At 72.8% G+C, this 13,694-nt stretch carries 14 protein-coding genes; 5 read left to right on the forward strand and 9 right to left on the reverse strand.

What is annotated here, in order from left to right; genetic code table 11:
* Positions 1-46: 46 nt before the first annotated feature.
* Together ACIB24_RS11665 and ACIB24_RS11670 are read left to right on the forward strand one after the other, a co-directional pair.
* The gene (locus ACIB24_RS11665) at positions 47-997 is read left to right on the forward strand and encodes an ATP-binding cassette domain-containing protein (protein ID WP_398279926.1); all 951 of its coding nucleotides are present in this window, start codon (positions 47-49) and stop codon (positions 995-997) included.
* A gap of 9 nt (positions 998-1,006) precedes the next feature.
* Positions 1,007-1,771: an ABC transporter permease gene (locus tag ACIB24_RS11670; RefSeq protein ID WP_398279929.1), complete on the forward strand. Its 765-nt coding sequence runs from the start codon at positions 1,007-1,009 to the stop codon at positions 1,769-1,771.
* A gap of 355 nt (positions 1,772-2,126) precedes the next feature.
* Here ACIB24_RS11670 and ACIB24_RS11675 read toward each other — a convergent pair whose 3' ends face one another.
* Positions 2,127-3,170 (reverse strand): DUF222 domain-containing protein, encoded by a 1,044-nt coding sequence (locus ACIB24_RS11675; protein ID WP_398279932.1) that lies wholly within the window; start codon positions 3,168-3,170, stop codon positions 2,127-2,129.
* Between the two features lie 123 nt (positions 3,171-3,293).
* Between ACIB24_RS11675 and ACIB24_RS11680 the strand changes: the two genes are divergently transcribed.
* Positions 3,294-4,061, forward strand: a complete 768-nt coding sequence (locus tag ACIB24_RS11680) for a siderophore-interacting protein (protein ID WP_398279935.1) — start codon at positions 3,294-3,296, stop codon at positions 4,059-4,061.
* Positions 4,062-4,083: 22 nt separating this feature from the next.
* On the forward strand, positions 4,084-5,283 hold the full coding sequence (locus tag ACIB24_RS11685) for an acyl-CoA dehydrogenase family protein (protein ID WP_398279937.1): 1,200 nt from the start codon (positions 4,084-4,086) through the stop codon (positions 5,281-5,283).
* Positions 5,284-5,337: 54 nt separating this feature from the next.
* On the opposite strand, the gene ACIB24_RS11690 is transcribed toward ACIB24_RS11685, so the two are convergent.
* The 7 genes from ACIB24_RS11690 to ACIB24_RS11720 all read right to left on the reverse strand — a co-directional run bounded on the left by ACIB24_RS11690 (position 5,338) and on the right by ACIB24_RS11720 (position 11,245).
* Entirely contained in the window at positions 5,338-6,168 is an 831-nt protein-coding gene (locus ACIB24_RS11690; protein WP_398279940.1) for a tryptophan-rich sensory protein, read from the reverse strand.
* A 54-nt stretch (positions 6,169-6,222) separates the two neighbouring features.
* Entirely contained in the window at positions 6,223-6,816 is a 594-nt protein-coding gene (locus tag ACIB24_RS11695) for a hypothetical protein (protein WP_398279943.1), read from the reverse strand.
* Positions 6,816-7,442, reverse strand: coding sequence for a CDP-alcohol phosphatidyltransferase family protein (locus ACIB24_RS11700; protein WP_398279945.1), 627 nt, complete (start codon positions 7,440-7,442; stop codon positions 6,816-6,818). Before ACIB24_RS11700 ends, ACIB24_RS11695 begins: the two co-directional genes overlap by 1 nt.
* Before the next feature lie 81 nt (positions 7,443-7,523).
* Positions 7,524-8,948, reverse strand: a complete 1,425-nt coding sequence (locus tag ACIB24_RS11705; protein ID WP_398279948.1) for an FtsX-like permease family protein — start codon at positions 8,946-8,948, stop codon at positions 7,524-7,526.
* On the reverse strand, positions 8,945-9,625 hold the full coding sequence (locus tag ACIB24_RS11710; protein ID WP_398279951.1) for an ABC transporter ATP-binding protein: 681 nt from the start codon (positions 9,623-9,625) through the stop codon (positions 8,945-8,947). The genes ACIB24_RS11705 and ACIB24_RS11710 overlap by 4 nt, the downstream gene beginning before the upstream one ends.
* Positions 9,618-10,115, reverse strand: a complete 498-nt coding sequence (locus tag ACIB24_RS11715; protein WP_398279954.1) for a PadR family transcriptional regulator — start codon at positions 10,113-10,115, stop codon at positions 9,618-9,620. Before ACIB24_RS11715 ends, ACIB24_RS11710 begins: the two co-directional genes overlap by 8 nt.
* A 44-nt stretch (positions 10,116-10,159) precedes the next feature.
* Positions 10,160-11,245 carry an aminoglycoside phosphotransferase gene (locus ACIB24_RS11720; RefSeq protein WP_398279957.1) on the reverse strand — a complete coding sequence of 362 codons (1,086 nt, stop codon included), beginning with the start codon at positions 11,243-11,245 and terminating at the stop codon, positions 10,160-10,162.
* A gap of 58 nt (positions 11,246-11,303) precedes the next feature.
* Here ACIB24_RS11720 and ACIB24_RS11725 point away from each other — a divergent pair, with 58 nt between their 5' ends.
* Positions 11,304-11,738: a MarR family winged helix-turn-helix transcriptional regulator gene (locus ACIB24_RS11725; RefSeq protein WP_398279960.1), complete on the forward strand. Its 435-nt coding sequence runs from the start codon at positions 11,304-11,306 to the stop codon at positions 11,736-11,738.
* Here ACIB24_RS11725 and ACIB24_RS11730 read toward each other — a convergent pair.
* A complete protein-coding gene (locus ACIB24_RS11730; RefSeq protein WP_398279963.1) occupies positions 11,710-13,629 on the reverse strand; it encodes a propionyl-CoA synthetase in 1,920 nt (639 codons plus the stop codon). The genes ACIB24_RS11725 and ACIB24_RS11730 overlap by 29 nt on opposite strands.
* Between the last annotated feature and the right edge of the window lie 65 nt (positions 13,630-13,694).

Here is a 13,694-nt window from a genome sequence, read left to right on the forward strand (position 1 = left end):
CCACCTACGCTGGGGTGCGATCGACTCACACGGAGGGATCCATCGGATGATCACGGCTCGCGGGCTCGCCCGTACGTTCACGTCCCGCACGGGTCCGGTCGAGGCGGTGCGCGGTGTCGACCTGGATGTGGCCGCCGGGGAGATCGTCGGGTTCCTCGGCCCCAACGGCGCCGGGAAGACGACGACGCTGCGCATGCTCACCACGCTGATCGCCCCCACCGCCGGTGAGGCCACGGTCGCCGGGCACGACCTGCGCAAGGACCCGGTCGGCGTCCGGCGCAACATCGGGTACGTGGCGCAGGGCGGGATGACCCTGCCGCAGGCCATCGCCGGCGAGGAGTGCGTCGACCAGGCGCGGCTCTACGGGCTGTCGAAGGCCGAGGCCACCCGACGCGGGCAGGACCTGTTCGCGCAGCTCGACCTCGACGGGCTCTGGAAGCGCCAGTGCCAGTCGCTGTCCGGCGGACAGCGCCGCCGGCTCGACATCGTGATGGGCCTGGTCCACACCCCGCAGCTGATCTTCCTGGACGAGCCGACCACCGGTCTCGACCCGCAGTCGCGGGCCAACCTCTGGGAGCACATCCGCGCCCTGCGCGGCGGCGGCACCACGGTCTTCCTGACCACCCACTACCTCGACGAGGCCGACGCCCTGTGCGACCGGATCCTCGTCATCGACGCCGGGCAGATCGTCGCCGAGGGCGCCCCCGAGGAGCTCAAGGCGCGGGTGTCCGGCGACGCGATCACGCTGACCCTGACCGACCCGGCCCGCTCCGACGACGCCGTCGCCGTGCTGAAGAGCCTGACCGGTGCCGACGAACCGGCCCTGGAAGGTGAGCAACTCGTCGTCCACGTCCCGAAGGGCGCAGCGGTCCTGCCCGGCCTGCTGCGCGATCTCGACGCGCGCGGGGTCGAACTGGCCGCCGTCGAGGTGCGGCGCCCCACCCTCGACGACGTCTTCCTGACCGTGACCGGGCGCTCGCTGCGCGACGAGAACTGAGGAGCAGCAATGACTTTCCTCCGCGAGACCTGGATCGTCTTCGTCCGGCAGTGGCGGCTGGCGCTGCGCAACCCGGTCTGGGTCTTCCTCGGGCTGATCCAGCCGATCATGTACCTGGGGCTGTTCGGGCCGCTGCTGAAGAAGGTCGTCGCCGCGACCCCCGGGCTGCCGCCGGGCGACGAGTGGCAGATCTTCGTCCCGGGCCTGCTCGTCCAACTGGGGCTGTTCGGGGCGGCGTTCGTGGGCTTCGCGCTGATCGCCGAGTACCGGGCCGGCGTGATCGAGCGCCAGCGGGTGACCCCGGCGAGCCGGACCGCCCTGCTGACCGGCCGGGTGCTGCGCGACGTGCTGACCCTGGTGATCCAGGCGGTCGCGCTCGTCCTGGTCGCCGTACCGTTCGGGCTGCGGGCCCCGCTCGGCGGGATCGTGCTCGCGATCGTCGTGGTGGCCGGGCTCGGGGCCGCCTTCGCCGCCCTCTCGTACGGGGCCGCGCTGCGCCTGAAGTCCGAGGACGCCCTGGCCCCGCTGTTCAACGGCCTCTTCGTCCCGGTACTGCTCCTGTCAGGCATCCTGCTGCCGATGTCGATCGCCCCGACGTGGCTGCAGCGCGTCTCCGACGTCAACCCGATCAAGCACATCGTGGACGGCGTGCGCGCCTACTTCCAGGGCGACATCGCGACCTCGACCGGCGCCTGGGGTCTCGTGTCGCTGGTCATCCTCGTGGCCCTGGGCCTCTGGTTCGGCACGTCGACCTTCCGGCGCGAGTCGGCCTGAACTCTGGGGCTCAGAACGGTGGTGCGGACGGCGTGAGCCGGGCCGGTCGGTCGGGCACCTGGGTGCCGGCCGGGGTGGTCCAGACCAGCGTTTCGGTCGTGGCTTGCACGCTCCAGCGGGTCTCGTGCTTGACCCGATGATGGTGACCACACAGCGACTGGCCGTTGCAGGCACACGTCGCCCCACCCGCAGAATGTGCTGTGCGGTGGTCGAAGTCGCACGCCGACGCCTGGATCCGGCAGCCGGGGAACCGACAGTGCCGGTCCCGCTGCTGCACATGGTCCTTCAACGCCGCCGACGCCACATATCGCGCGGTATGCGTCGCCTTACCCAACCCCAGTAACGTCCCGTGTTGTCAGTCGACGATCGCGCACCGGAACGTCCCGGTCTCGACGGCGTCCGCCGCCAACCGCCGGGCCAGGAGCGCGGTCGCGGGCCCGTACCCGTCCAGATGGGCCGGCTGGTCACTGTCCCCAGCCAGAACATCCAACGGGACAGTCACCGTCACTCGCGTCTTCGGCTGCACCCCACTCTGCTCGCCCGTCACCAGGTCGACCAGGACATCCGCGCGCCGCTGATCCGCGGTCCGTGAATCTTTGACCTGGGCGGCGGTGGCTTCCAGGACCGCGCGGACCTTCAGCCCGTCCTCGGCCGGTAGCAGCGCCCACAGCTCGACCATGTCGCCCTCGACCGGGGTGAACACAACCCGCCGCCGCGACCGGGCCTCTACGGCGCGTTCGTCCGCCACCTGCGGTTCGGCTGCGAGCACCCAGCCTTTCAGCAACTCCCGCAGCCCAGGAACGGTGAGGCCGCCCGCGGCCTCGATCGCCGCGGCCTCCAACCGGCGCCGCACAGTATCGTCGCGCACGTTCGTCAGGCCGTCAGCGATGACCTCGGCCTTCCGGACGTCGAACCGCCCGGCCGCCAGCGCATCGAGCGTGGCGGGGAACCGGTCGCTCAGCCCGAACGACAGGTCCTGCAACTTCGTCGCCGCATAGCGGGACATGCCGGTCTCGGCCGCGATCTCATCCGCTACAGCCCGCCACGCCATCTCGGGCACCGTGTCGGTGACCGGCGCTCGACGCCGGGTCAGTTCGGCGACCAGCTCCAACTCCTGCGCCGCCAACGCCGCCTTGGCCCGCTGCACCCCTCGAAGACCGGCCAGCAGCACCCGGTCATCGGCATCGGCCACGACGGCCCGGTCGTTCAACGCATGCAGGCGCAGCGACAGGGCCTCACCGGGCGCGGAGTCGAACTCCCACACCCGCCCGTCCGCCAGGCCCTCACGCGCGAACTCACGTTCCAACTCGCGCCAGTGCGCAAGCTCGTCGGGAGTCAGCTCCGGCTCCGGAAAGGGCGACTCATCCACCCACCCGGTCTCCGCGAAGCATTCCGACATGTGTTCGATTCTAGCCCGAAAAGCGTTATCCAGCAAGGGAAAACATCGAGATTGTATGTGGGAGGACTGCCCCGGTGAACGACCCTAGCCGCGACCACCGACAGCGAGGCGGATACTGGGGGCGTGCCTACTCACCTGACGGTCACCAGCACCGAGGACGTCACGCCCGGCCTGCGCCGGGTGTGGTTCCGCAGCGACGACCTGTCCGCCTTCGCGGGCAGCGAGCACACCGACCGGTACGTGAAGCTGATGTTCCCCGTCGCCGACCAGGACCGGCCGGTCGTCCGCACCTACACCGCGCTCTTTCCTAACGTCGCGGCGGGGACGCTGGCGATCGACTTCGTCGTGCACGGCGACCAGGGCACCGCCGGGCCGTGGGCGGCCCGCGCCCAGCCCGGTGACACGCTGCTGGCCAACGGGCCGGGCGGCGCCTACTCCCCCGACCCGGCCGCCGACTGGCACCTGCTGGCCGGGGACGAGTCGGCCCTTCCCGCCATCACCGCCGCCCTCGCGGTGCTGAGCCCGACCGCCGTGGCGCGGGTCGTCGTCCTGGTGGACGACGCGGCGCACGAACCCGCGCTCGACGATCGGCCCGACGACGCGAAGGTCGTGTTCCTGCACCGGGAGTCGGGCGACGACCTGGTCGAGGCCGTCCGGGCGCTGGACTGGCTGCCCGGACGCGTGCAGGCCTTCGTGCACGGCGAGGCGCAAGCCGTCATGCACGGCATCCGGCCCTACCTGCTGAAGGAGCGTGGCCTCCCCCGCGCCGACGTGTCCATCTCCGGCTATTGGCGCCAGGGCCGGACCGAGGAGGGCTTCCGGGAGTGGAAGTCGGACCTCGCCAAGGCCGAGGAAGCGGGCCCCGTGGGCCGACTGCTGCGCCGTCGCTGAGGGGCCGGGCATGATGGCGGGCATGACGACGCCGTCCGCACAGCCGTCCTTCACCCCCGACTCCCTGCTCGCTCTCGATTCGGTCCTGACCGAGGAGGAGCGGGCGACCGCGGCGAGCGTCCGCGGGATGCTGGCCGACGTCGTCCGCCCGCACGTGGCGCGGTGGTACCTGGACGGCACGCTGCCGGCCCGTGACCTGGCCAAGACCTTCGGCGACCTGGGCCTGCTCGGCATGCACCTGGAGGGCTACGGCTGCGCGGGCACCAGCGCGACGATGTACGGGGTGGCGTGCCGCGAGCTGGAGGCGGCCGACGGCGGCGTCCGGTCGCTGGTGTCGGTGCAGGGCAGCCTCGCGATGTACCCGATCCACCGCTACGGCAGCGAGGAGCAGAAGCAGGAATGGCTGCCGCGGATGGCCGCCGGCGAGGCGATCGGCTGCTTCGGGCTGACCGAGCCGGACGTCGGGTCGGACCCGTCGTCCATGCGTACCCGGGCCCGCCGGGACCGCTCCGACTGGGTGCTCGACGGCGGCAAGATGTGGATCACCAACGCCCCCGTCGCCGATGTCGCCGTGATCTGGGCCCGGACCGACGAAGGGGTGCGCGGGTTCGTCGTCCCGACCGACTCGAAGGGGTTCTCGGTCAGCGAGGTGACCGGCAAGCTGTCGCTGCGCGCCAGCCTGACCGGAGAGATCGTGCTGGACGGCGTGCGCCTGCCGGAATCGGCCGTCCTACCGGGGGTTTCGGGTCTGAAGGGCCCCCTCAGCTGCCTGACCGAGGCGCGGTTCGGGATCATCTGGGGGGCCACCGGCGCGCTGCGCGACAGCCTCGAGCAGGCGCTGGCCTACGCGGCGACGCGGGTCCAGTTCGAGAAGCCGATCGCCGGTTTCCAGCTCACGCAGGCCAAGTTCGCCGACGCCGCCGCGGCCTACGGGAAGGCGGTGCTCCTGGCGCTGCACCTGGGGCGGGTGAAGGACGGCGCCTACCCCGGCGTGCGGATCACCCCGGAGATGATCAGTGTCGGCAAGCTCGACAACGTCCGGACGGCGCTCGCCGTGTGCCGCACCATGCGCACGATCCTCGGCGGGTCGGGCATCACGGCGGACTACTCGCCCATGCGGCACCTGTCGAACCTGGAGACCGTGCTCACCTACGAGGGCACGTCCGAGGTGCACCAGCTGGTGATCGGGAAGGCGCTCACGGGGCTCAACGCCTTCGCCTGAACGGGCGCCCGGATGGGCACGGTGTCACACAGCGCTCACGGGACGGGCGCGGTGTCACACCGTGCCCACGCGCGTGGCCCGGCCGGCCCGGAACCTCGCGGTCGCGGTCGTCGCGGCGACGACTGCGGCCGCCAGGGCGGCCACGACCGCGACCGTCCCGTTCTCCAGGCCGCCGTCGGTGCGGCCGACCGCGATCCAGGCCAGACCCCAGGTCAGCGCGGCACCGGGGGCCAGCCGGCCCCGCCCGACGACGGCCAGGAAGACCCCGATTCCCGCGGCGACCACGAGGACGGTGACGGCGGCCCCGGTCGCGACCGGCCCGGTCGCCGAGGCTCCGGCGTCCACGCCGAAGGCCGCCACGTTCGCCACCGTCGCGATCGACACCCAGCCCAGGTAGAGGCCGATCGTCCCGTCGACCAGGACGGCCTCGACCCAGGAGGTCGGTGCGCTGCGCACCAGCCGGGCCCACGTCACGACCAGCACGGCCAGCAGGGCGACGATCACGGGCACCGTCGCCGCGACCCAGCCGGCTTGGGTGCACAGGATCCACACCGCGTTCAGCACCAACGACGCCAGGACGAGCAGCCCGACCGACCGCTGTCGGGGGTCTGTCCGCCGTGCGGGGAGCGCCTGGAACACGGCCAGCGCGAGCAGGCCCGTGTAGATCACCGACCAGATGCGGAACGCCGACGTCCCGGGGGCGACGGGCGTGGCGTCTGCCGAGAGCGCCCCGCCCGCGGCGTCGGCGATCGGGGTCCCGACGACGACGCCGGAGCCGATGAAGGCCACCACGATCGCCACCACGGCCCCGAGCCCCACCGCGACCTGGCGGGCCAGGTCACCGTTCGAGGGGCGGGTGGGGTGCGGCACGGCTGCGGTCGTCATGGGTGAAGCGTCACCTGGGAACGGCGTCCCCGCAGGGCGAGACCCCGACGGACCTCAGCGGTTGTGGTGCCAGATGAACGGTGCCGCGATCACCCCGAACCGGACCAGCCGGCCGACCAGGGCGCACACGGCGAACACCGGCAGCGACGTCCGGCGGGCCCCCGCGGCGATGGTCACGACCGCCAGCGGTGGCACCCCCACGGCGGCACTGAACAGCACCAGCCCGGCCGCCCGGACCGGGTGGTCGAGCTGGCCCAGGCCGAGGGTGCCCCAGCGGACGGTCCAGGCCTTGAACCGCTGCCAGCGGGTCTGTTCGACCGGACGGACGGCGACGGCCGTGGCCGTCGGCCCACCCGGGGGCGGGGCCGGGACGCCGTCCGCGCGGGCCCGCTCCAGGTCGCCGGCGTGCTTCTCGCGCCAGCGCCGCAACCACTTCGACTGGCTGCCCTGGCGCACCGAGACGAACAGGATGATCTTGCCGATCATCTGCCCGACGCTGACCGCCACGACCGCCCCCCAGCCGACCCACAACGAGGTGGTCTCGGCGACCGCGATCAGGTAGGCCTCGGCGTTCAGGATCACGAGGATCGCCGAGGCCACCCCGAACCCGAGCGACCCGGTGAGGACGGCGAACGCCGCGGAGTCCATCAGACGACCGTGGCCAGCTCGGCGGGTGTCCGTTCGGCGAGGAGCCGGAGCACCCGTCGTCCGGACCAGGCCTTGACGGCGGCCACGACCAGGGCCAGCGCGGCGGCGACCCAGACCAGGTGGGCCAGCAGCAGGATGATCACGGCCGCGGTGTTCAGAGCCTTGGCCGGCGGCGACCAGTTGAGCTTGTAGACCACCGGATCGACGGCATGGAAGTCGTTGGGGCCCAAGATCTCCCAGTGCAGGAAGGACAGCGACAGCAGGCAGTCCAGCACCATGAACTGGAGCAGGAAGACGGCCAGCGCAGGCGCCGACTCGGGCCGGATGCTCAGGTACCCGGCGGCCAGGATGCTGGTGCAGGCCCGGTCGGACAGGATGTCGAACACGGCCCCGTGCCGGGTCTCCTCGCCGCGCAGCCGGGCCACGGCCCCGTCGGCGATGTCGCCGACCCAGTAGACGGCGTAGCCGATGCCGACGAGTTCCAGCGACCCCTGGGCGATGGCGGCCACGCCCAGAGCCACGGCGACGACGGTGCGCACGAGCGTGACGGCGTTGGCGAGCGTGGTCACCGGCTCGGCCGTCGCCGGCCAGCGCGGCACGGCCACGGACTTCACCGCCTTGTCCACGTCCCGCCCCTCTCACCCGGTCATCCCACAGATTCTCGCCCCGCCGGAGGCCGATGGTAGCCACCCGCTGTGAGTCGGCCCTCAGGCGGCACGCAGGTTCTCGGGCCCCGAGCACTCCCGGACGACGGGCGCCACCGCCCGCGCGGCCAGCGCCGCGCCACCCCGGCCGAGCAGGTAGACCACCAGGAGCGCGGGCAACCCGGCCAGGGTCGACACCGGGTCGCCCAGACCGAGGGCCACCAGCCCGATCACCGCCCCCGTCAGGGCCAGGGGTACGGCCACGATCCGCAGCTGACGCCGCACCACGGAGAGCGCGAAACCGGGCGAGGCGGCCAGCGAGACGAGCACGGCCACGCCCCGGCGGCCCTCCAGCACCTGCTCCGAGGCGGCCACCACCATCGACAGGCACGCCACGAGCGCCGAGAGCACGGCGGCGACCCCGACGATGGCCACCCCGCCCAGGTAGAAGGCCAGGTCGTCGGCCGTGTACCCCGGTTCCCGCAGGACGCCCACGGCCAGGTACGCCTCGAAGCCGAGGGTCAGCCCCACGGCGAACAGGACGCCCGCCACCCGCCCGGACGGCCGCGGGTCGGCCAGCAGACGGCGGCCGGCCAGCGCGGTCTCGAGCCGGTCGCTGCGGACCGCCAACCGGCCCAGGCCCACCACGGCCAGCGGGCCGAGGCTGAGGCAGAAGACCACCGCGGCGACGATGCCCAGCAGGATCACCCACTGCTGCGCGTAGGTGCGGAAGGCGTAGACCAGGAAGGCCAGGCAGACGGTCAACGAGACCACCGGGACGGCGACCGTGCGCCAGGTCAGCGCCCGCGGCGCCCGCCGCGTGATGCCGAGCGGGGACACCTCGGCGGTCCGGGCGGTCCGCGCCGACACCAGCCCACCGAGCAGCCCGAGCAGCGGGACGACGAGCACCCAGGTCACGGCGGCGGTCCAGTCGAGGGGCGGCAGCAGCTTCCAGCCGTCGGGCGCCAGCACGCCGAGCAGCAGCCACAGGACGAGGTAGGCGGGCCCGGCCAGCAGAGCCCCCCGGACGGCGGCGCGCGTCCCCTCCCGCGCGGCCAGCCTGCGCAGCTGCCGCCGGGTGGCCCCGGCCAGGCTGAAGGCGGCCAGGCGACGTTCGCGCGCCACCGTCCCGATCCGCAGGGCCTGCACCGCGAACACGAGCACGGTCACCGCCAGCAGCGCGGGGACCAGGGTCGCGCCACCGAGCAGGCCCGGCTGGCTGAGGTACTCGGACAGGCCGCTCACGTGCCGGGCCTGGTAGTGGAAGTTGTCGTCCAGCGAGGAAACCACCGTGAGAGTGCCGTCGGGCGCGACGTACTCGACCGGCCCGGGATACGAGGCCGCCGTCCAGATCAACGTGAGGATCTGCTCGGTGGCGATCAGCAGCGCCCCGGTCACGGCGACCGCTGCGGCCAGCAGCCGGGCCCGACGCCGTTCCGCGTCCGAGGTGACGGCGGCCGGTGCGACCCCGCGCGACCAGCCGTTCATGCGAGCACCACGTCGGAGGCGACCGTGCCGTCGGCCAGGCGCACCTCGCGGTCGGCCCGGGCGGCCACCTCGTTGTCGTGCGTGACGATCACCAGAGCCGAACCGGTCGAGACGGTCTCGGCCAGCAACAGGTCGAGCAGGTCGCGGGCCCCGAGCGAGTCGAGCGACCCGGTGGGCTCGTCGGCCAGGATCAGCTGCGGGCCGGTGACCAGCGCCCGGGCCACCGCGACCCGCTGCTGCTGGCCGCCCGACATCTCCCCCGGGACGACGCCCGCCACGTCGGCGACCCCGCAACGTTCCAGCCGCTCGGCGGCCAGCCGCCGCGACGCCGCCGGGTCGTGACCGTCCAGCAGCAACGGCAGCGCCACGTTGTCGAGGCCCGTGAGTTCGTCGACGAGCTGGCCGAACTGGAGCACCAGCGCGAGGCGGGTGCGGCGCAGGCGGGCGCGCTCGTCGTCCCCGACCCCCGCGAGGTCCTGCCCGAACAGCTCGACCCGCCCGCCCTGCGGGCGCACCAGGCCGGCGGCCACGTGCAGGAGCGTCGACTTGCCGCAGCCGGACCGGCCCGTCACGGCCACGACCTCGCCGGAGGCGACCGCGAGGTTCACGCCCCGCAGGGCGACGGTGCGACGGTAGGCGTGCTGGACGCCGTCCAGCACCAGGATCTGCTCAGCCACGGGCCAGCCTCTCCTCCGCGAGCTCGAGCCAGCGCAGCTCGGCGTCGAGCCGGAGCCGGGCCAGGTCGGCGGTGAGCGTGGCGGCCAACTCCCCGCTGGGCGTCAACGCCCGCATGGCGCGCAGATGAGCGGCCCGCTGGCGGGCGATCAGCGCCGGCACGTCCTCCTTCAGCCGATGGGCGGCCAGCACCTTGCGCTGCAGATCGTCGGACGCCGTCCCGTTCGGTTCCACCGGTTCCTCCAGCCAGACCCGCAGCGCCTCGCGCCCGGCCCCCGTCGTCTCGTACACGACCCGCTCCGGGCCGTCCCCACCCTCGGTGTGCGCGACCTCGACCAGACCGTCGCGCTGGAGCCGCGCCAGGGTCGAGTAGACCTGCCCGAAGGCCAGCGGGCGCAGCCCGGCGAACCACTCGTCGTAGCTGCGCTTCAGGTCGTAACCGTGCCGCGGGCCGCGGGCCAGCAGGGCCAGCAGCACGTCGGTCATCGCCATGTTCCGAGACTATACACTCGGTGTATACCTCGCGTGAATAGCTTTCAGAGGTGCCGGTCGGCCGCCCCGAGGATGAAGCGGGTCAGGTCGAGCCGGGCGGCGACGGTCGCCGGGTCGGCGCGCTCGAGGGCCTCGTAGGGCAGGGCCGTGAACCCCGAGCGCAGAAGGAGGGTGGCCGCGTAGGCCAGCGGGACGTCGTCCGCCCCGGGTTCGAGCCCCTCGGCCTCCAGCCCGCGCGCGTAGGCCTCGAGGACCACCTGCTCCACCTGCGGCAGGCGGGCGGCGGGCAACAGCCCGGCGTGGGCGAGCCCGACGACGAGCTGAGACAGGTCGCTGCCCAGCGGGGCCGGGGTCTGGAAGCTGACGTCGATCATCACGAACTCGGCCGAGCCGTCGGCCGGGACGAGCAGGTTCTGCGGGCTCGCATCGCCGTGCGGCATGCCGTGCCGCAACGGCCGGAGCCGGGCCAGCACCTCGTCGACGTGCGGAGCCCAGGCCTGCAGGCCGGACCGGACGTCGCCCCCCGCGACCAGCGCCGGGTGCGCCCACAGCGCGTCGTCGGCCAGCGGGGCCAACCCCTGGCCGCGCAATGCGTGCGTGACCCACATCCGCATCCCGTAGTCGGGCTCGTGCTCGCAGGCGGCCAGCACCTCGGGGTCGGCCATCCGTGCGTTGTGCACCGCCAGCAGATAGGCGGCCCGGTCGAAACGCTCGTCATCCCACGGCGACTCGTCGACGGCGACATCTTCCGCCCAGACCGCGAGCCGGTCGTCGGGGAGCTCGACGAGCCGGTGCAGCTCGGGCACCCGCAGGCCGGCGGGCAGCCGGTCGACGAAGGCCGGGCGCCACATGTCGACCTCCTCCCGCCAGGGGAAGAACTCGAGGAACGACTCCCGCACCGGCGGCGGCATGAACTGCAGTGCCGGCCAGTGCCGCAGGTGCTGCAGCACCTTCACGAAGGCCCGCCACTCTCCCTCCGCCCCCGCGGCGGCCACCCGGAACAGGCCGCCCGTCGCCGGTGAGCCGAACGTGTAGGGCACCGGGTCGACCGTGACGGATCGCGGGTCGAGCGGGCGACCGGCGATCTCGTCGAGGCCCAGGCCGCCGAGCAGGTCCGTGAGTCCGTCCATGACGCCACCCCGAATGATAGAAAGGTAACCTTGCTAAGAAGGAAAGTAAGGTAACTTTATGACTGACGTCAACCGGCCCGAGCCCCACGTCTTCGAGCTGTTCGACCGGGCGATGCGCGTACTGCGCGCCGACCTCGACGAGCTGATGCCCGACTTCGGCCGGAAGCTGCGGACCTCGCACCTGCGCCTGCTCTCCTACATCCCCGAGACCGGCATCCGGGTCGGCGACCTGGCCACCGAGGCGGGCATGACCGCGCAGGCCGTCGGCGAGTTCGCCCGCGACCTACGGGCGGTGGGTCTGGTCGAGTTGGCGCCCGACCCCACCGACCGGCGCGCCCGGCTGGTCACCCTCACCGGCGAAGGGCGTGAGGTGGTGACCGCGACGACGGCGGCGATCGCCGCGATGGAGGCTCGCCGCCGCGCCGACCTCGGCGAGAAGACCTGGGCGGCGCTGCGTTCCGCGCTCAGTCAGCTCGGCGCAGCACGGGGGTGAGGGCATCGAGGACGGCCGGGTCCTCGATGGTGCTCGGCACCGGCGGCGTCTGGCCGTCGGCGATCTGGCGCATGGTCTTGCGCAGGATCTTGCCCGACCGGGTCTTGGGCAGGGCCGCGACGACGTCGACCTCGCGCAGGGCCGCGACCGCACCGATCTCGGCCCGGACGGCGGCCACCAGCTCGGCCTGCAGGGTCTCCGGGTCGGTGGTCACCCCGGCCTTGAGGACGACGAAACCGCGCGGCAGCTGTCCCTTCAGGGCGTCGGCCACCCCGACCACCGCACACTCGGCGACCGCGGGGTGGGCCGCGAGCACGGCCTCCATCGAACCCGTCGAGAGCCGGTGCCCCGCCACGTTGATCACGTCGTCGGTGCGGCCCATCACGAAGACGTAGCCTTCCTCGTCGACGTAACCCCCGTCGCCGGAGAGGTACCAGCCCGGGAACGTCGACAGGTACGACGCGACGAAGCGGTCGTCGTCCTGCCAGAGCGTGGTCAGGGTGCCGGGCGGCAGCGGCAGTCGCACGCAGATCGCCCCCTCGGTCCCGGCCGGGACCTCGACGCCGTCGCCGTCCAGGACCCGAACGTCGTAGCCGGCGCTGGGCACGGACGGCGAACCCGGCTTGAGCGCGAACCCCTCCCCCGGCTCGGCCGAGCCCCGCGGGAAGGCGCAGATGGGCCAGCCGGTCTCGGTCTGCCACCAGTTGTCGACCACCGGGACGCCCAGGGTCCCCGTGGCCCAGGCGTAGGTGTCCGGGTCGAGCCGCTCACCGGCCAGGAACAACGTGCGCAGGCTCGAAACATCGTGCCCGGCGAGGAGTTCCGCCTGCGGGTCGGCCTTGCGGATGGCCCGGAACGCGGTCGGCGCGGTGAACAGGGCCGTGGCCTGGTGCTCGGCGACCACCCGCCAGAACGCGCCCGCGTCGGGCGTGCCCACCGGCTTGCCCTCGTAGAGCACGGTCGTCGCCCCGGCCAGCAGCGGGCCGTAGACGATGTACGAGTGCCCGACGACCCAGCCGACGTCGCTGGCGGTGAACATGACCTCGCCGGGCCGGACGCCGTAGATCGCGTCCATCGTCCAGCGCAGGGCGACCGCGTGACCGCCGTTGTCCCGCACGATGCCCTTCGGACGGCCCGTCGTCCCGGACGTGTAGAGGATGTAGAGCGGGTCGGTCGCGGCCACCGGGACGGCGCCGGCCGGGTTGGTGACACCGGGGCGCATGAGGGTGGCCCAGTCGAGGTCGCGGTCGGTCATGGCGGCCTGCGCCTGGGGTCGCTGCACCATCAGCACGTGGTCGGGGGTGTGCTCGGCGCGCTCGATCGCGGCGTCCAGCAGCGGCTTGTACTCGACGACGCGGGTCGGCTCGATGCCGCAGCTGGCCGACACGATCACCTTCGGCTTCGCGTCGTCGATGCGCACCGCGAGCTCACCGGGCGCGAACCCGCCGAACACGACGCTGTGCACCGCCCCGAGCCGGGCGCACGCGAGCATGCTGACCACGGCCTCGGGGATCATCGGCAGGTAGAGCAGCACCCGGTCGCCCTGGCCGACGCCCAGGTCGCGCAGCACCCCGGCGCACCGGGCCACCAGGTCGAGCAGCTCGGCGTACGTGAAGGTCTTCTTCGTGCCCGTGACGGGCGAGTCGTAGATCAGCGCGGCCTGGTCGGCCCGACCCTCGACGACGTGCCGGTCCAGCGCGTTGAAGCACGTGTTCAGCACGCCGTCGGGGAACCAGCGGTAGAACGGCGGGTTGCTGTCGTCGAGCACCCGGGTCGGGCGCCGGATCCAGCTGATCGCCTCGGCGGCCTCGGCCCAGAACCCCTCCGGGTCCTCGATGCTGCGGCGGTGCAGCTCGTCGTAGCGCGCTCGACCGTCCGACTGCGTCGTCATGCGAACCATCGTGACAGCCCGTACCGGGGCGTGCCCACAGGACCTTCGACCCTTTATGACAGGCT

The sequence above is a fragment of the Spongisporangium articulatum genome, assembly GCF_044465595.1.
GTDB classification, from domain to species: domain Bacteria; phylum Actinomycetota; class Actinomycetes; order Actinomycetales; family Kineosporiaceae; genus Spongisporangium; species Spongisporangium articulatum.

Coding starts and splice junctions, on each gene's coding strand:
- ACIB24_RS11665 (WP_398279926.1), top strand. CDS start 47: ATGATCACGGCTCGCGGGCTCGCCCGTACGTTCACGTCCCGCACGGGT.
- ACIB24_RS11670 (WP_398279929.1), top strand. CDS start 1,007: ATGACTTTCCTCCGCGAGACCTGGATCGTCTTCGTCCGGCAGTGGCGG.
- ACIB24_RS11675 (WP_398279932.1), bottom strand. CDS start 3,170: ATGTCGGAATGCTTCGCGGAGACCGGGTGGGTGGATGAGTCGCCCTTT.
- ACIB24_RS11685 (WP_398279937.1), top strand. CDS start 4,084: ATGACGACGCCGTCCGCACAGCCGTCCTTCACCCCCGACTCCCTGCTC.
- ACIB24_RS11690 (WP_398279940.1), bottom strand. CDS start 6,168: ATGACGACCGCAGCCGTGCCGCACCCCACCCGCCCCTCGAACGGTGAC.
- ACIB24_RS11695 (WP_398279943.1), bottom strand. CDS start 6,816: ATGGACTCCGCGGCGTTCGCCGTCCTCACCGGGTCGCTCGGGTTCGGG.
- ACIB24_RS11705 (WP_398279948.1), bottom strand. CDS start 8,948: ATGAACGGCTGGTCGCGCGGGGTCGCACCGGCCGCCGTCACCTCGGAC.
- ACIB24_RS11715 (WP_398279954.1), bottom strand. CDS start 10,115: ATGGCGATGACCGACGTGCTGCTGGCCCTGCTGGCCCGCGGCCCGCGG.
- ACIB24_RS11720 (WP_398279957.1), bottom strand. CDS start 11,245: ATGGACGGACTCACGGACCTGCTCGGCGGCCTGGGCCTCGACGAGATC.
- ACIB24_RS11725 (WP_398279960.1), top strand. CDS start 11,304: ATGACTGACGTCAACCGGCCCGAGCCCCACGTCTTCGAGCTGTTCGAC.
- ACIB24_RS11730 (WP_398279963.1), bottom strand. CDS start 13,629: ATGACGACGCAGTCGGACGGTCGAGCGCGCTACGACGAGCTGCACCGC.